Here is a 16,749-nt window from a genome sequence, read left to right as displayed (position 1 = left end):
CTGGCCCTGAGGTGCGGACATCGCGCTCAGCATAGAGCCCACCGGGGCAGGGCGGCCTGTCGAACTTATGGACAGCGCGCCGCTGGCGTGCTGTGATGCGCGACAACGATGTCAGGCACCACCCGTCTTCCTCGGCACCCCACCGACAGGAGCCGCACGATGCCCCTCGATCGACGTCGCTTCCTCCGCACCGGCGCCCTCACCCTCGGCGCCCCCGCGCTCGCCGGACACCTGGCCCCGGCCGCCGTGGCAGCCCCGGCCAAGCGGCCAAGGGCCCCGCTGCCCGACGCCTTCGACCGGCTCCCGTCCGGGAGCATCACCCCGCGCGGCTGGCTGGCCGAGCAGTTGCGCCTCCAACTCCACGGCCTCTGCGGCCGGTACGAGGAGCGCTCGCACTTCCTCGACGTCAACGCCACCGGGTGGACCCACCCGGACCGGGACGGCTGGGAGGAGGTGCCCTACTGGCTGCGGGGCTATGTCCCGCTGGCCGTGGCCACCCGTGACCGGGCGGCGCTCGCGAACTCCCGCAAGTGGATCGACGCCATCCTCGCCACCCAGCAGAGCGACGGCTTCTTCGGGCCGCGCGCCCTGCGGACAAAGCTGAACGGCGGCCCCGACTTCTGGCCGTTCCTCCCCCTCCTCATGGCCCTGCGCACCCATGAGGAGTTCACCGGCGACCAGCGCGTCGTCCCCTTCCTCACCCGCTTCCTGCGGTTCATGAACGCGCAGGGCCCGGGCGCCTTCGACACCAACTGGGTCTCCTACCGCTGGGGCGATGGAATCGACACCGCGATGTGGCTCCACCGCCGCACCGGCAAGGCGTTCCTCCTCGATCTCGTCCAGAAGATGCACACGTACGGCGCCGACTGGGTCGACAACATCCCGACCCCGCACAACGTCAATATCGCCCAGGGCTTCCGCGAGCCCGCGCAGTACGCCCAGCTGACCGGCTCCGCCGAGCTCAGACAGGCGACCTACCGCGTCTATACGTCGGTGCTCGGCGCGTACGGCCAGTTCCCGGGCGGTGGCATCGTCGGGGACGAGAACTACCGCCCGGGGTTCACCGACCCCCGGCAGGGCTTCGAGACCTGCGGCATCGTCGAGTTCATGGCCAGCCATGAACTGCTGACCCGGATCACCGGCGACCCGGTGTGGGCGGACCGCTGCGAGGACCTGGCGTTCAACATGCTGCCCGCCGCACTCGACCCCCAGGGCACCGGCACCCACTACATCACCAGCGCGAACAGCATCGATCTGAACAACGCGGTGAAGTCCCAGGGGCAGTTCCAGAACGGCTTCGCGATGCAGTCGTACCAGCCGGGCGTCGACCAGTACCGCTGCTGCCCGCACAACTACGGTATGGGCTGGCCGTACTTCAGCGAGGAGCTGTGGCTGGCCACGCCCGACAAAGGGCTCGCCGCCTCCCTGTACGCCGCCTGCCAGGTGACCGCGGAGGTGGCCGGTGGCACGACGGTCACCGTCACCGAGGACACCGACTATCCGTTCGACGAGACCGTCACACTCACACTGTCCACCCCCGGGAAGGTGGCCTTCCCGCTCCATCTGCGGGTCCCCGGCTGGTGCGAGAACCCCCGGATCGAGGTCAACGGCCGGGCGGTGGCCGCGCGCGGCGGTCCGGCCTTCGTCAAGGTCGACCGGAGCTGGACGGACGGCGATGTGGTGACGATCCGACTGCCGCAGCGCACCACCCTGCGGACCTGGTCGGCGCAGCACGGCGCGGTCAGCGTCGACCACGGCCCGCTGACGTACTCCCTGCGCATCGGCGAGGACTTCGTGCGCTACGCGGGCACGGACACCTTCCCCGAGTACGAAGTGCACGCCACCACGCCGTGGAACTACGGCCTCGCCCCCGGATCCCTCCCCGTCCTCACCCGCGACGACGGTCCGCTCGCCGCCAACCCCTTCACCCACGAGGGCACCCCGGTCCGCATGACCGCCCAGGCGCGCCGTATCCCCGAGTGGCTCTCGGACGACGAGCAGGTGGTCACCCCGCTGCAGCAGAGCCCGGCCCGTACCGGCGCACCGGCGGAGACGGTCACCCTCATCCCCATGGGCGCCGCCCGGCTGCGCGTCACCTGCTTTCCGACGGCCTCGCCGGACGGCCGGGCATGGACCCCGGAGCCGCCCTTCCGCCGACTGCTCAACAAGCACAGCGGCAAGGTGCTCGCGGTCGACGGGATGTCCACGGCCAACAGCGCCCGCGTGGTGCAGTTCGACAACACACCGACGGGTGACCACGCCTGGCAGTGGATCGACCGGGGCGACGGCTGGTTCCTGATCCGCAACGGCCACAGCGGCAAGGTCCTGGGCGTGGACCGGATGTCCACCGCCAACAGTGCCATCGTCGTCCAATACGAGGACAACGGCACGGCCGATCACCTCTGGCGGAAGGTGGACAACGGCGACGGCTGGTTCCGCGTCCTCAACAAGAACAGCCAGAAGGTGCTGGGTGTCGACGGCATGTCCACCACCAACAGCGCCCAGGTGGTGCAGTACGACGACAACGGCACCGATGACCATCTGTGGCGGCTGCTGTGATCGGGCCCTGAGCGTGGCCGGGCGGAGGCCGTGGCACCGGCGATGCTCCGGCCCCGGCGATTATCCGTTGGAACGTGTCGGGAATGGCCCTGTGGGGCGACCGGGGGCGGATCTAGCGTGATGAACCGTCGCCGCGCCGGGCGGCCGACGTTCCGTCATCCGCAGGAAGTTCTTTCCCGTGATCCAATACATCGCTCCGGTCTTCATCGGTGTTCTCTACGCCCTCCTGATGTCCCTGATCCGCGAACCCCACCGCCGACGCTTCAACGCGATCATGGTCGGCGGAGCGGGTGCCGCCTACCTCAGCGGCGGCGGCCTGGACGGCTGGGAGTTCGCCTTCACCGCGGTCGCCACCTATGTGGCCTACCGTGGCCTGGAGTCGTGGACCTTCATCGGCATCGGCTGGCTGCTGCACACCGCGTGGGACATCGTGCACCACATCAAGGGCAACCCCATCGTCCCCTTCGCCCATGGCTCGTCGCTGGGCTGTGCGATCTGCGATCCGGTCATCGCGCTGTGGTGTTTCCGGGGCGGGCCGTCGCTGCTCCGGTACTTCCGCAAGCATCGGCGCCGGGCCGCCCGCCCGGCGCCATCACCTGCTGTTCAGCCCCCGGCGTAGACCGCGTCGGCGGCCGGGCCGGCCCAGGCCCGCCAAGTGGTGTGCCAGCCGTCGGGGCCGTCGCTACGGACGCCGGGTCCCGCCCAGGCGATATAGCCGTCGGGGCGGACCAGCAGGGCGGGGCCGGAGTCGGTGCGCTCGGCCTGGGCCACCGTGGTGTCGACGCGCGGCGCGCCCCTCTCGCGGATCAGCAGAAAGCCACCGGCCCGCTGCAGTTCGGTCAACCGGCCCTCGGCTAGGGGGACTTCGGTGGCGCGGGTGCCCACCAGCGCGTGCCGGCGCCGTCCGCGCGGATAGCTCAGGGTGACTCCGGTGAAGCTTCCGGCGATGGTGTCGCGCACCCGGCCGACGCCCAGCAGGGCCGGGGCCAGATGGTCGCGCAGCCACCGCGCCGGACGCGGCCCGAGGGTGACGGCACGCATCATGGCACCGCTCTGGCGCAGGACCCGGCGGCCGACGGGGTGGCGCTCCCGGTGGTAGGTGTCCAGGATGGCCGGGTCGGCGCCGCCGAGGGCGAGGTCGAGTTTCCAGGCGAGATTGGCGGCGTCCTGGATGCCGGTGTTCATGCCCTGGCCGCCCATCGGGGAGTGCACGTGGGCGGCGTCCCCGGCGAGGAAGACCCGGCCGTGCCGGTAGGAGCGGACCTGGCGTTCATCGCAGTGGAACCGGGAGTGCCAGCCGATCTCAACCACTCCGACGTCGCGTCCCATGGCCTCGGCCAGTACCCGGGTGACCTCCGCCTCCGCCACGGGGGCCCGGTCGGGCAGTTGGTGGCGGCGGTCCCAGGTCATGGACCGGTACCAGCCGGGGCACGCCTTCCCGTACGGCACGAGGAAGCCGAAGACCTCGGGGGTGTTGCCCAGGGTGAGCCCGTTTCCGGCGGGGCCGTCGGCGAGGCGGACATCGGCCAGCACCACGGAGGTCAGGACCGTCCTGCCGGGGAAGTCGGCGCCGAGGAGGTCGCGGACGGTGCTGTGTGCCCCGTCCGCCCCCACGACGTACCGGGCGCGCCACGTGGACGCGGGTCCATCGCCGTTGGGGCGGGCGGTGACGGTGACCGCGTCGGCGTCCTGTGCGAGGCCGGTGACCTCGGTGCCGCGCAGTACCTGGGCGCCCTGGTCGCGGGCGTAGCGTTCGAGCGCCTGGTCCACGTTGGTCTGCGGCGTGATCATCCCGTATCGGTGGCGGGAGGGCAGCTGGGTCAGGTCGAGCGTGGCGCCCGCGAACAGGTGGACGGCTTCGGTGGTGTTCGCCTCGGCCAGGAGGCCGTCCGCCAGACCGCGGCTGTCGAGGACTTCCAGCGTGCGGGGCATGGTGACGAAGGCGCGGCTGGACGGATGGATCGCCGGCCGGCGTTCCAGCACGGTGACCGCGCGTCCGGCCCGGGCCAGATCCCCGGCCAGGGTCATTCCGGTCGGCCCGCCGCCGACGACGAGCACATCCGTGGGGTGGAGGTCCGGGTTCGCCTCCTCGTGGGGCCGGGCCGGGGCGGTCACCGTGTCTCCCGCGGGCCGTGGGCGGCTTCGGGGCGGGCGGCATTGCCGGGGTTCTTCATCGCAGCCTCCTGGAGGTCGCGGGGGAGGTCGAGGGGAACGGTGGACGCCGGGTCGGGGTAGTGGCGGCGGATGTCGTCGGGGGTGGCGGCGGCGGAGTGGTTGAAGACGAACCGCGCGTGGGGCAGCGCGGTGTGGACGAGGTTGACGATGGCTTCGAAGAGCGGTGTGTTGCCCGCGGTGAGCCGTACCCCGGCGCCGATGAGGACCGCGTCGTAGCGCTTGCGGCCGAGCATGGCGCGGATGGTGTCGAGGGCGGTCTCCCCGAAGTCGATCTGACATCCGTCCGCCTCGTATCCGGCGTCGCGCAGCAGGGCGAGGTTGTCGTCGTTGGCGGCGCGCAACGTCTCCCGGCTCAGACCGGCGAAGGCGGCGAACTCCGGTGCCTCGTAGTCGATGGCATCGGGATGGAGCCCGATCTGGATGGCTGAGACGCTCATGACGATGGATGCCTTCCGTGGTGAAGTGCGCTGACGCGAGAGCACGTTGGGGGAACACGGCGCCGAACCGGGCCGTCCGGCCGGGGCGTTCCGCTTCCCCTCCACGGTGGCGGGCCCATAGGTATCGTGTCCAACGATGATGTGTGCTGTGTGGCATCGCGAATGGAGATGACAGTGGAGCTCCGGCAGCTGGCGTACTTCGTCGCGGTGGCGGAGGAGCGCAGCTTCACCCGCGGCGCCCAGCGGGAACACGTCGTCCAGTCGGCGGCCTCCGCCGCCGTGGCCCGGCTCGAGCAGGAGTTCCAGACCGCGCTCTTCGACCGCTCGCACCGCACCCTGGAGCTGACCACCGCGGGGCGCACGCTGCTGACCCGGGCCCGGATCCTGCTCGCGGAGGCACAGCGGGCGCGCGATGACATGGGCCGTCTCACCGGGGGGCTCAGCGGCACGGTCACACTCGGGATGGTCCTGTCCACCGGCTCGTTCGACCTGATCGGCGCGCTGAGCGCGTTTCAGGCCGAGCATCCCGATGTGGTGGTGCGGCTGCGCCACTCGACCGGTCCGCTGGCCGGACACGCCACCGCCCTGCGCGAGGGCAGGTTCGACCTCATGCTGCTGCCCGTGCCCCCGCACGGCCCCGCCGTCCTCGGCCCGGATCTGATCATCGATGATGTGTCGCGGATACGCCTCGGGCTGGCCTGCCGCGCCGACGACCCCCTCGCCGAGGCCCACGGCGTGACCTATGCCGACCTCACCGACCGCCGCTTCATCGACTTCCCCACGGGATGGGGCGACCGCACCATCGTCGACAGCCTCTTCGGCACCGCGGGGGTCCAGCGCACCGTGGCGCTGGAGGTCGTGGACACCACCACCGCGCTGACCATGGTCCGGCGGCGGCTCGGGCTCGCCTTCGTGGCCGAGGAGACCATCGCCTCGCAGCCCGGCCTCATCCAGGTCGATCTCGCCGATCCACCCCCGCTCCACGGTCTCGGCCTCGCCGCCTCGCGCGACCATCCCCCGTCCGAAGCGGGCCGCGCCCTGCGCCGGACCCTGCTCGCCGCGCGCTGACGGAGAACGCCGGAAGGTCTCGCCGCCACTCCCCTTGTGGCCGCACACCGCGCATTGACGGAGTGAGCACTCACTCCGTACCGTATCCCACATGACAGAGAAGGCAGAGAACCCCTCCACCCCGCCCCGGCGCCGCGCTCCGGCCATGGATCCCGACCAGCGCCGTGCGATGATCGTCACCGCGGCGCTCCCCCTCGTCGTCGAATACGGCGCCTCGGTGACGACCGCGAAGATCGCCCGGGCCGCGGGTATCGGGGAAGGCACGATCTTCCGGGTCTTCGAGGACAAGGACACCCTGCTCGCGGCCTGTATGGCGGAGGCCGTACGGCCCGATGACACCGTGGCCCATCTGGAGTCGATCGCCCTGGACCAGCCGCTGGCGGACCGGCTCGCCGAGGCGGCCGATGTGGTGCGCGGGCACATGGGCCGCATCGGCGCGGTCGCCGGAGCGCTCGCGGCGGCCGGGCGGCTGGAGCGCATGGCGCCCAAGCCCGGCAAGGACGGGCGGCTCCCGGACCGCGAGGCGAGCCTGGCCCGGCCGCGCGCGGCGCTGGCCGCGCTGTTCGAACCCGACCGGGACCGTCTGCGGCTCGCCCCGGAACGGCTCGCCGACGCCTTCCAGCTGACCCTGATGTCGGCCGGGCGCCTGGGCGCCCCCGACCCACTGACCACCGAGGAAGTCGTGGACCTCTTCCTGCACGGCGCGCTCGCGGCGCCCGGGGAGGCGCGGTGACCGGACCCGACGCGTACGAAGCGCTCCCGCACCGCCGCCGGACCCTGGTCACCCTGGCCCTGCTGGGCTGCGCCTTCCTGGCCATGCTGGACGGCACCGTGGTCGGCACCGCGCTGCCCCGCATCGTCGAGCAGATCGGCGGAGGGGACTCCTGGTACGTCTGGCTCGTCACCGCCTATCTGCTGACCTCCTCGGTCAGCGTGCCGGTCTACGGCCGCTTCTCCGACCTCCACGGCCGCCGCCGACTGCTGATCGGCGGGCTCGCCGTCTTCCTGATCGGCTCCATCGCCTGCGGCCTGTCCGCCTCCATGCCCGCCCTGATCCTCTCCCGCGCGCTCCAGGGCCTGGGCGCCGGATCCCTGCTGACGCTCGGCATGGCACTGGTCCGCGACCTCCACCCGCCGTCCCGCCCCCAGGGGCTGATCCGGATGCAGACGGCGATGGCCGCCATGATGATCCTGGGGATGGTCGGCGGCCCGCTCCTCGGCGGGTTACTCGCCGATCACATCGGCTGGCGCTGGGCGTTCTGGCTCAACCTCCCGCTCGGACTGGCCGCGGGCGCCGTCATCGCTCTGGCCCTGCCCGACCGCCGTCCCGCCACCCCGCCGCCCGGCCGGCTCGACGTGGCGGGGATCCTCCTGCTCGCCGCCGGGCTCTCCCTCGCGCTGACCGGCCTCAGCCTCAAGGGCAACGCGACCGCCACACATGCGCCCTCCTGGACGGACCCGGCCGTGCTGGGCTGTCTGCTCGGCGGTCTGGCGCTGCTCGCCACGCTCGTACCGGTCGAGCGGCGGGCCGCCGTCCCCGTCCTGCCCCCGCGGCTGTTCCGGCACCGCACCTACACCGCCCTGCTGACCGCCGGTTTCTTCTTCCAGGTCGCCGCGCTGCCGGTCGGGATCTTCCTGCCGCTGTACTTCCAGCACATCCGCGGCCACTCGGCCACCGCCTCCGGTCTGCTGCTGCTCCCCCTGCTCATCGGCATGACCCTGGGCAACCGGCTCACCGCCGCCACCGTGCTGCGCAGCGGGCACGTCAAGCCGGTCCTCCTGATCGGCGCGGGGCTGCTCACCGCCGGTACCGCCGCCTTCGTCGCCCTGCGGGCCACGACGCCTCTCGCCCTGACGTCCGTTCTGCTGCTGCTCGTCGGGCTCGGCGCCGGACCGGCCATGGGAGGGCTCACCATCGCCGCCCAGAACGCCGTCCCGCGTGCCGACATGGGCACCGCCACCGCGGGCTCCGCCCTCACCAAGCAGATCGGTGGCGCGGTCGGCCTGGCCTGCGCCCAGTCCCTGATCGGCCACTCCGGCGCTGCCGCGCCCACCGCCACGGCCATCGGCTCCACCGTTGCCTGGAGCGGCGGCGCGGCCGGGCTCCTGGCCCTCGGAGCGCTGTTCCTCATGCGCGACATCCCCATCGCCACGGCCGCGAAGCGCCCCGGCGCGCCCACTCCCCCATCCGCCGTCGCCGCGGCCGGGACACCCCGGTAGCCACCTGCCGGGCGGTTGCGGCACAGCCGGCCGATCGCACTTGACCTCAAGCGCTTCAAGTATCGGATGCTCGACATATGACAGCGACAGAGGCGGAGGTCCGGGGCTCCCCGATGACCATCCAGCAGGTATCGCGACTGAGCGGCCTTTCCGAGCCGACACTGCGCTACTACGAGAAGATCGGCCTGATCCCGGCGGTGGACCGGGACCGGGACAGTGGCCACCGGCGCTACCACCCCCGCGTGGTGGAGATGATCAGGTCGCTGGGGTGTCTGAGATCCACCGGTATGAGCGTGCAGGACATGCGTGCCTACCTCCGCCATCTCGACGAGGGCGCGCAGGGCGTGGTTCCGCTGCGCGACCTCTTCCAGCGCAATGCGGACCGCCTGGAGCGTGAGATCGCGCTCATGGAGGTCCGCCTGCGCTATCTGCGACTCAAAGCGGACATGTGGGACGCGCGGGAGCGCGCCGACGCCGACGCCGAGCGACAGGCGGTCGACGAGCTCATGGACGTCATGGACGCGCTGTGACAGAAACCGTTCGGGAAGGGAATCCAGAGCAAACCATGGACAGCAAGACGATCCCCATGTCCACTGACGCCGGTGCCGACGCCGGTGGTGGCGAACTCGTCCTGGTGACAGGGGGCAGTGGCTATGTCGGCACCCATGTGATCAGCGGCCTGCTGCGGAGCGGCCATCGGGTCCGCACCACGATCCGTGCGCAGGGCCGGGGCAGCGGTGCCACCACGAGCGTCCGGTCGGCCGTCGCGGCCTCCGGTGTCGATCCCGGCGGGCGGCTCGACATCGTCGGCGCCGACCTGACCGCGGACGACGGCTGGGACGACGCGATGGCGGGGTGTACCCGCGTCCACCACGTCGCGTCACCGTTCCCCTCCGTCCAGCCGGACAACGCCGACGACCTGATCGTCCCCGCGCGGGACGGCACTCTTCGTGTGCTGAGGGCCGCACGGGACCAGGGTGTGAAGCGGGTCGTGATGACGTCCTCGTTCGCCGCGGTGGGATACAGCCGCAAGGACGGTGACGAGTACGACGAGAGCGACTGGACCGACCCCGAGGACGACAACCCGCCCTACATCCGCTCGAAGACCATCGCGGAGCTGGCCGCCTGGGACTTCGTGGCGAAGGAGGGGGACGGCCTCGAACTGACGGTGATCAACCCGACCGGGATCTTCGGTCCGGCACTCGGCCCCCGGCTGTCCGCCTCGACAGAACACGTCCGGGCGATGCTGGAGGGGGCGATGTCGGCCGTCCCCCGCGCACACTTCGGCATGGTGGACGTACGCGATGTCGCCGAGCTCCACCTCCGGGCCATGGCACATCCCGCCGCGGCCGGACAGCGCTTCCTCGCCGCCGGCGACCGGACCGTCAGCCTCCTGTGGATCGCCCAGGTGCTGGCCGAGCACCTCGGCGAGCGCGCCGCCCGGGTGCCCACGCGGGAGTTCGACGACGAACGGGCGCGGGAAGCGGTCGGTGTGACGGAGCGGGTACCGATCCTGCGCACCGAGAAGGCGCGTTCGGTGTTCGGCTGGACCCCGCGCGACCCGGTGCAGACCGTCCTCGACACCGCGGAGAGCCTGTTCCGCCTGGGCCTGGTGAAGGACTGACCGGTGAAGAGCTGACCGGTGAAGGACTGACTGGTGCCCGGGCGGGGCGGTAAGGTCGGCGTCATGGAGTGATGACCCGGCACACCGGCCGTATGAACGCCGCCGTCAGAGCCTGTGCTCCGGCGTGTGTTCGGTGTGCCCGCGGCACCCGTCATCCACTTCACACGATCGGATCCGTATGACCGACGACCTGTTCCTCGACGATGTCGCCGAGCGACTCGCCACCCTGCCCGCCGTGCGCGCCGTCACCCTCGGAGGCTCGCGTGCGCAGGGCACCCACACCCCGGAGAGCGACTGGGACCTGGCCCTGTACTACCGGGGCGACTTCGACCCGGCCGCTCTGCGGGCCATCGGCTGGGAGGGCGAGGTCTCCGAACTCGGCGAGTGGGGCGGTGGTGTCTTCAACGGGGGCGCCTGGCTGACCATCGACGGACGGCGCGTGGACATCCACTACCGCGACCTCGAGGTGGTGGAACACGAACTCGCCGAGTCGCGGCAGGGCCGCTTCCACTGGGAGCCGCTGATGTTCCACCTCGCGGGCATCCCCAGCTATCTGGTGGTGGCCGAACTCGCCCTCAACCAGGTGCTGCGGGGCACCCTGCCCCGTCCCGAGTACCCGGAGGCGCTGCGTGAGGCGGCGCCCCCGGTGTGGCGCGGGCGCGCGGCTTCGACCCTGCGGTACGCCTCGGCGGCGTACGTGGCACGTGGCCAGGCCACCGAGGTCGCGGGGGCGGTGGCGACCGCCGCCCTGCAGACGGCACACGCGGTGCTGGCGGCGCGCGGTGAGTGGGTGACCAACGAGAAGCGGCTCCTCCAGCGGGCGGGGCTGCGCGCCGTCGACACGATCGTGGCGGGGCTGCGGCCGGAGCCCACCGCCCTGGCCGAGGCGGTCGCCGCCGCGGAGGCGCTGTTCGAGGGCGCGGGCTGAGCGGTGGCCTGAGGGCAAGCGGTGACCCGGGGGCGGAGCCGTGACCCGGGGGCGGAGCGCGGCTGCGCCCCCGGGCCCGGGCCATCCGAGGCGTCGGACCAACCGAGGCACCGGGCCATCCCCGCTGGTCCTTCAGCCGCGCCGGGTGAGGATGCTCAGCGCGTTGGCCGCGACGATGGCGCCCACGCTGATCCACTCCGTCCATCCCAGGCTCTGCCCCAGACCGACCCAGCCGACCAGTGCGGCGAGGACGGGGTTGACGCTCATGAAGAGCCCGAACGCCTGGGCGGGCACGCGGCGCAGCGTGAACAGGTCCGCGAGATACGGCACGGCCGAGGAGAGGACGCCCGCGATGATGGCGTACGCCACGGCGCTCACGGTCGGCGGCTGGTGGACGGCGACGGCGATCCCGACCGGCAGGAACATCAGCGCGGAGATCGCCGCGGCCGCCGCCGACCCCTGGGCACCGGGGACCCGCCGCCCCACGGTGCGGTTGAGCAGGATGTACGACGCCCAGCACACAGCGGCCAGCAACCCCAGCCCCATGCCCAGATAGTCGGCCGAGGGCCGCGGACGCATGAGGGTCACCACGGCGGCCGCCGCGACCAGCGCACAGCAGGCGTCCACGCGGCGCCGTGAGCCGGCCAGCGCGATGCACAGCGGGCCGAGGAACTCCAGGGTCACCGCCAGCCCGAGGCCAATGCGGTCGATGGCGCTGTACAGGGACAGATTCATGGTGCCGAACACCACGGCGAGCCCCACCACCGGCCGCCACTGCCACCAGGTGAAGCTCCGCAACCGGGGCCTGCCGACGGCCAGCAGGACGATGGCGGCCACGTACTGGCGGACGGCGACGACCCCGACCGGACCGATGACGGGGAAGGCCTGGGATCCGATCGCGGCGCCGGTCTGGTTGGACAGCCCGCTGCCGATCATCGTGGCCACACCGGCGAACCGCCGTCCCGTCGGCCGCTGATCAAGGTCAGCGGCCAGGCCCCGCTCCAGGCTCGCGTCCAGGCCCGGCCCCGAGCCGGAGCCGGAGCCGGAGTCGGAGTCGGCAGGGGTCGGCGGGGTCCGGTGTGCGGTTTCCGTCGCTCGTGGGGACGGGGTGCGTGACGCGGGGGCGAGTCGCATGCGTCGATCGTGCGCCCGGCCCATGCATGCGCAAAATGCGTTCGGCGCTCTATCTATACGCTGGACGTATGGATGTGGAGCTGCGGCAACTGCGCTGCCTCGTGGCGATCGTCGACGAGGGCACCTTCACCGACGCCGCCATCGCGCTCGGCGTCTCCCAAGCGGCCGTGTCCCGGGCCCTGGCCGCGCTCGAACGCGCCCTGGGCACACGGCTGTTGCGGCGCACCTCCCGTGAGGTGACCCCGACCGGCACCGGGCTGCGCGTGGTGGCACACGCCCGGCGGGTGCTGGCCGAGGTGGACGGCCTGATCCGGGAGGCCGTATCGGGCCACGCCCATCTGCGGATCGGCTACGCCTGGTCCGCGCTCGGCCGTCACACCCCTGCCTTCCAGCGCCGCTGGGCCCAGGCGTACCCCGAGACGGAGCTGCACCTCGTCCGCGTCAATTCCGCCACCGCGGGACTGACGGAGGGCGCCTGCGACCTGGCCGTGGTGCGCAGACCGCTGGACGAGCGCCGCTTCGACTCCGCCATCGTCGGGCTGGAGCGGCGGCTGTGCGCCGTGGCCGCCGACGACCCGCTCGCCAGGCGCCGCTCGGTCCGGCTGGCCGACCTCAGCGGGCGCACCCTGCTGGTCGACCGGAGGACCGGCACCACCACCGCGGAGCTGTGGCCGCCCGACTCCCGGCCGGCCACCGAGGAGACCCACGACGTGGAGGACTGGCTCACCGTGATCTCCGCGGGCCGTTGCGTCGGCATGACGGCGGAGTCCACCGCCAACCAGTACCCGAGGCCCGGAATCGCCTACCGGCCGGTCCGCGACGCCGAGCCGATCGCGGTACGCCTCGCCTGGTGGCGGGACGACCCGCACCCCGCCACCCAGACCGCGGTCGAGCTGCTCACCACCCTCTACCGCAACGGCTGACCCCTGCCCCGGCCCTCCGGCTCCCGGCCCTCCAGATGGACTGTTCCGGATAATCCAGTACGGATCGAATTGTTACCCTGGGCCATATGACCGCCATGGCGCCCACCAAGACCGAACCCGACCTGTCGTTCCTCCTCGACCACACCAGCCACGTCCTCCGCACCCAGATGTCGGCCGCGCTCGCCGAGATCGGGCTGACGTCGCGGATGCACTGCGTACTGGTCCACGCCCTGGAGGAGGAGCGCACCCAGGCACAGCTCGCCGAGCTCGGCGACATGGACAAGACCACGATGGTGGTGACGGTGGACGCCCTGGAGAAGGCGGGCCTCGCGGAGCGGCGTGCCTCGACCCATGACCGCCGGGCCCGGATCATCGCGGTCAGCGAGGAGGGCGCGCGGATCGCCGAACGGAGTCAGGAGATCGTGGACCGCGTCCACCGCGAGGCGCTGGCGGCGCTCCCCGAGACCCAACGCGCCGCGCTGGTAAGGGCGTTGGCCCGGCTGTCCGAGGGGCATCTGGCCACGCCCGCCGAGAGCCCCCGCCCGGCCCGGAGGGCGCGGCAGCGCGAGAAGTAGAGCGGAGACACCCGCACGGCCGGCCACCCGGCCACAAGTAGAGCCGAAACAAATAGTCTGCAACAAAACCATCTGCTACGGTCACTCCTGTCGCGCCTACTGACAGGAGTGTCCGCATGTCCGCCACCTCTTCCGACCCCACGCCTCCCCGCGTCCCCCCGGCACGCCAACTGGCCCTCGGGGTCATCGCCACCGGCATGCTGATGGTGATCCTCGACGGCAGCATCGTGACCGTGGCCATGCCCGCCATCCAGAGCGATCTGCGGTTCTCCCCCGCCGGGCTCAGCTGGGTCGTCAACGCCTATCTGATCGCGTTCGGCGGTCTGCTGCTGCTCGGCGGCCGCATCGGCGATCTCATCGGCCGCAAGCGCGTATTCCTGACCGGCACCGCGGTGTTCACCGCGGCCTCGCTGCTCGCGGCCGTGGCCACCTCCCCCGCGACGCTGATCGCCGCACGGTTCCTCCAGGGGGTCGGCAGCGCGATGGCCTCCGCGGTCAGCCTGGGCATCCTCGTCACGCTCTTCACCGAACCCGCCGAACGGTCAAGGGCGATCGCCGTGTTCAGCTTCACCGGCGCCGCCGGGGCGTCGATCGGCCAGGTACTCGGCGGCCTCCTCACCGACGCGCTCAGCTGGCACTGGATCTTCCTGATCAATCTGCCGATCGGGCTGCTGACGCTCGCGGTCGCCATCCCCGTCCTGCCCGCCGACCGCGGGCCGGGCCTCGCGGCCGGAGCCGATGTCCTCGGTGCCCTGCTCGTCACGGCCGGGCTGATGCTGGGCATCTACACCGTGGTCAAGGTGGCGGACTACGGCTGGGCGGCGGCGCACACGCTCGGCCTCGGCGCCGTCTCGATCCTCCTGATCGCCCTGTTCCTGGTCCGCCAGGCCACTGCCCGCACCCCGCTGATGCCCCTGCGGATCCTGCGGTCGCGCGGGGTGGCGGGGGCCAATCTGGTCCAGCTCCTGATGGTGGCCGCGCTCTTCTCGTTCCAGATCCTCGTCGCCCTCTATCTGCGCAATGTGCTGGGCTACGACGCCACCGGAACCGGTCTGGCGATGCTCCCGGCCGCCCTCGCCATCGGCGTGGTGTCCCTCGGCGTCTCGGCGCGGCTCAGCGCCCGCTTCGGCGACCGCGCGGTGCTGCTGACCGGGCTGGTCCTCCTGACCGGCGTCCTCGGCCTGCTCATCCGCGTCCCCGTGCACGCCCGCTACGTCCCCGACCTCCTCCCGGTGATGCTGCTCGCCGCCGGTTTCGGGCTGGCGCTCCCGGCGCTGACCAGCCTCGGAATGTCCGGTGCGAAGGAGGGCGACGCCGGGCTCGTCTCCGGGCTGTTCAACACCACTCAGCAGATCGGCATGGCGCTGGGCGTCGCGGTGCTGTCCACCCTGGCCGCCTCCCGTACGGACGCCCTGCTCGCCCGGGGCAAGAGCCGGGCCGAGGCGCTGACCGGCGGCTACCACCTGGCCTTCGCCATCGGAGCGGGGCTCATCGTGGCGGCCTTCGCGGTGGCGTTCACCGTCCTGCGGCGGCCCGCGCGGAAATCCCCCGCCGCGCCGACCGCACCGACCGCACCCCGGAACGCCAACCCGCCCGCCACACCGGTCACCACCCCCTGACCCGCACTCCGACTCCTCCACGACCGGCGAAAGGTCCACCCTCATGACGACGACCGAAAGCAAGAACCCGACGAGTGGCGCCGGGACGAGGCCCGGCGCCGGGCCCGCGCCCCGGGCACTCACCGACGACGAGTCGTCCCGCATCCTGAGTGACCAGCGGTTCGGGGTGCTCGCGACCGTCAAACGCAGCGGCCATCCCCATCTGTCGACCGTGCTCCACCAGTGGAGTCCCGAGGAACGTGTGCTGCGCGTCTCCTCCACCGCCGATCGGCTCAAGGTGCGTCGGCTGCGGCGCGACCCGCACGCCGCCGTGCATGTGGGCGCGCCGGACGGCTGGTCGTTCGCCGTCGCCGAGGGCGAGGCGGAGGTATCCGAGGTGACGGCCGCCCCCGGGGACGCTGTCGGGCGGGAACTGCTGGCCATGACGCCGGGCTTCGCCGATCCCCGTGATGAGACGGCCTTCCTGGAGCAGTTGGTGGCGGACCGGCGCGTGGTGATCAGGATCCGGGTGTCCCGGCTGTACGGAACGGCCCTCGACATGGCCACCACCTGACCGCCGGCCGCGCCCTCCGTGACAAGCGGGCTTCCGGCCTGGGCGACGATGAACATCGCGTCCGGGCCGTACGTACCGGGGAATGTGAACGCACCTGGTGAACACACCTGGTGAGCGCGCCGGGTGACCGGTGCGGAGGGCCCGGGTGTCCGCCCCTTGGACGAGGAGAGATACCGTGAAAGCACATCGTCTGCCGCCCCGCCCGCGGCGGATCGGCGTCCTGGCCGTCGCCGCCTCGGCGCTCGTCCTCGCCACGGCGGCCCCCGCCCTGGCCCACACCGAGGTGAGCGCCTCCGACTCCCGCGCCCTGGCGAAGAACGTCACGCTGACGTTCGAGTCGGAGGCGGAGGACGAAGGGGCCGGTTTCACCGAGATCCGGACCGTGCTGCCCAAGGGCATCGACCCCGGCGATGTGGAGCTGAAGCAGGCTCCGAAGGGCTGGAAGCTCAAGCCCACCGATGACGGCTACTCCGTCGGCGGCCCGGCGCTCGCACCCGGCGAGAACGCCGAACACAGTGTCGTCGTACGGCAGTTGCCCGAAGCCACATCGCTGGCCTTCAAGACCGTGGACACCTACGAGGGCGGCAAGGTGTCCCGGTGGATCGAGGTGGCCCGCGCCGGAGAGCCGGAGCCGGAGAATCCCGCCCCGCTGCTGAAGCTCAAGGCCGCGGCCGCCGGCGCCACCCCGGACGCCTCGCCCTCGGCCTCGCCCTCCCCGAAGCCGGAGAGCGAGGCGCCGAGCCCGGACGGCGAGGAGCCTTCGAAGGCCGCGACATCCGACGGCGGATCCGCGTGGCCCGCCGTGGGCATCATCATCGGCGTCTGCTTGTTCGCCCTGGCCGGAGGGTTTGTGCTGTTCCAGCAGCGGCGCGGCTCGGGCGGCTCGGGCACCGAATGAGCCGAGGGCTCGGGTTTGCTGTCGGGTCGAGTGGTA

Annotated in this window: 16 protein-coding genes; 13 read left to right on the top strand and 3 right to left on the bottom strand. The window is 72.0% G+C overall.

Going from position 1 to position 16,749, the window contains the following annotated elements:
• Positions 1 to 159 precede the first annotated feature (159 nt).
• Together JK364_RS32405 and JK364_RS32400 are read left to right on the top strand one after the other, a co-directional pair.
• Positions 160 to 2,559 carry a beta-L-arabinofuranosidase domain-containing protein gene (locus JK364_RS32405; protein WP_201854903.1) on the top strand — a complete coding sequence of 800 codons (2,400 nt, stop codon included), beginning with the start codon at positions 160 to 162 and terminating at the stop codon, positions 2,557 to 2,559.
• A gap of 181 nt (positions 2,560 to 2,740) precedes the next feature.
• A complete protein-coding gene (locus JK364_RS32400) occupies positions 2,741 to 3,178 on the top strand; it encodes a DUF6010 family protein (RefSeq protein WP_201854923.1) in 438 nt (145 codons plus the stop codon).
• Here JK364_RS32400 and JK364_RS32395 read toward each other — a convergent pair.
• Both JK364_RS32395 and JK364_RS32390 read right to left on the bottom strand, forming a co-directional pair.
• The gene (locus JK364_RS32395) at positions 3,163 to 4,674 is read right to left on the bottom strand and encodes an FAD-dependent oxidoreductase (RefSeq protein WP_201854902.1); all 1,512 of its coding nucleotides are present in this window, start codon (positions 4,672 to 4,674) and stop codon (positions 3,163 to 3,165) included. The two genes, JK364_RS32400 and JK364_RS32395, sit on opposite strands and share 16 nt — an antisense overlap.
• The gene (locus tag JK364_RS32390; protein WP_201854901.1) at positions 4,671 to 5,171 is read right to left on the bottom strand and encodes a hypothetical protein; all 501 of its coding nucleotides are present in this window, start codon (positions 5,169 to 5,171) and stop codon (positions 4,671 to 4,673) included. Before JK364_RS32390 ends, JK364_RS32395 begins: the two co-directional genes overlap by 4 nt.
• 168 nt (positions 5,172 to 5,339) lie before the next feature.
• On the opposite strand from JK364_RS32390, the gene JK364_RS32385 reads away from it, so the two are divergent.
• The 6 genes from JK364_RS32385 to JK364_RS32360 all read left to right on the top strand — a co-directional run bounded on the left by JK364_RS32385 (position 5,340) and on the right by JK364_RS32360 (position 11,011).
• Positions 5,340 to 6,239, top strand: a complete 900-nt coding sequence (locus tag JK364_RS32385; protein ID WP_201854900.1) for a LysR family transcriptional regulator — start codon at positions 5,340 to 5,342, stop codon at positions 6,237 to 6,239.
• A gap of 91 nt (positions 6,240 to 6,330) precedes the next feature.
• A complete protein-coding gene (locus JK364_RS32380) occupies positions 6,331 to 6,972 on the top strand; it encodes a TetR/AcrR family transcriptional regulator (RefSeq protein WP_230992805.1) in 642 nt (213 codons plus the stop codon).
• Positions 6,969 to 8,459, top strand: a complete 1,491-nt coding sequence (locus JK364_RS32375) for an MFS transporter (protein ID WP_201854899.1) — start codon at positions 6,969 to 6,971, stop codon at positions 8,457 to 8,459. Before JK364_RS32380 ends, JK364_RS32375 begins: the two co-directional genes overlap by 4 nt.
• Before the next feature lie 77 nt (positions 8,460 to 8,536).
• On the top strand, positions 8,537 to 8,989 hold the full coding sequence (locus JK364_RS32370; protein WP_201854898.1) for a MerR family transcriptional regulator: 453 nt from the start codon (positions 8,537 to 8,539) through the stop codon (positions 8,987 to 8,989).
• A gap of 35 nt (positions 8,990 to 9,024) precedes the next feature.
• Positions 9,025 to 10,083 (top strand): SDR family oxidoreductase, encoded by a 1,059-nt coding sequence (locus JK364_RS32365; protein ID WP_230992804.1) that lies wholly within the window; start codon positions 9,025 to 9,027, stop codon positions 10,081 to 10,083.
• Positions 10,084 to 10,261: 178 nt separating this feature from the next.
• On the top strand, positions 10,262 to 11,011 hold the full coding sequence (locus JK364_RS32360; RefSeq protein ID WP_201854897.1) for a nucleotidyltransferase domain-containing protein: 750 nt from the start codon (positions 10,262 to 10,264) through the stop codon (positions 11,009 to 11,011).
• A gap of 132 nt (positions 11,012 to 11,143) precedes the next feature.
• Here the strand turns inward: JK364_RS32360 and JK364_RS32355 are convergent, their stop codons facing one another.
• Positions 11,144 to 12,145 carry an EamA family transporter gene (locus JK364_RS32355; RefSeq protein ID WP_372462021.1) on the bottom strand — a complete coding sequence of 334 codons (1,002 nt, stop codon included), beginning with the start codon at positions 12,143 to 12,145 and terminating at the stop codon, positions 11,144 to 11,146.
• A gap of 68 nt (positions 12,146 to 12,213) precedes the next feature.
• Between JK364_RS32355 and JK364_RS32350 the strand changes: the two genes are divergently transcribed.
• The 5 genes from JK364_RS32350 (at position 12,214) to JK364_RS32330 (ending at position 16,713) form a co-directional block, all read left to right on the top strand.
• Positions 12,214 to 13,068: a LysR family transcriptional regulator gene (locus tag JK364_RS32350; RefSeq protein WP_201854896.1), complete on the top strand. Its 855-nt coding sequence runs from the start codon at positions 12,214 to 12,216 to the stop codon at positions 13,066 to 13,068.
• 86 nt (positions 13,069 to 13,154) lie between these two features.
• A complete protein-coding gene (locus JK364_RS32345; protein ID WP_201854895.1) occupies positions 13,155 to 13,643 on the top strand; it encodes a MarR family winged helix-turn-helix transcriptional regulator in 489 nt (162 codons plus the stop codon).
• Positions 13,644 to 13,759: 116 nt separating this feature from the next.
• Positions 13,760 to 15,262 (top strand): MFS transporter, encoded by a 1,503-nt coding sequence (locus JK364_RS32340; RefSeq protein ID WP_201854894.1) that lies wholly within the window; start codon positions 13,760 to 13,762, stop codon positions 15,260 to 15,262.
• Between the two features lie 43 nt (positions 15,263 to 15,305).
• Positions 15,306 to 15,815: a pyridoxamine 5'-phosphate oxidase family protein gene (locus tag JK364_RS32335; RefSeq protein ID WP_201854893.1), complete on the top strand. Its 510-nt coding sequence runs from the start codon at positions 15,306 to 15,308 to the stop codon at positions 15,813 to 15,815.
• A gap of 175 nt (positions 15,816 to 15,990) precedes the next feature.
• The gene (locus tag JK364_RS32330) at positions 15,991 to 16,713 is read left to right on the top strand and encodes a DUF1775 domain-containing protein (RefSeq protein WP_201854892.1); all 723 of its coding nucleotides are present in this window, start codon (positions 15,991 to 15,993) and stop codon (positions 16,711 to 16,713) included.
• Positions 16,714 to 16,749: the final 36 nt, after the last annotated feature.

Source organism: Streptomyces endocoffeicus, assembly GCF_016741935.1.
Lineage (GTDB): Bacteria > Actinomycetota > Actinomycetes > Streptomycetales > Streptomycetaceae > Streptomyces > Streptomyces endocoffeicus.
This window is presented reverse-complemented; position numbering and strand designations above follow the sequence as displayed.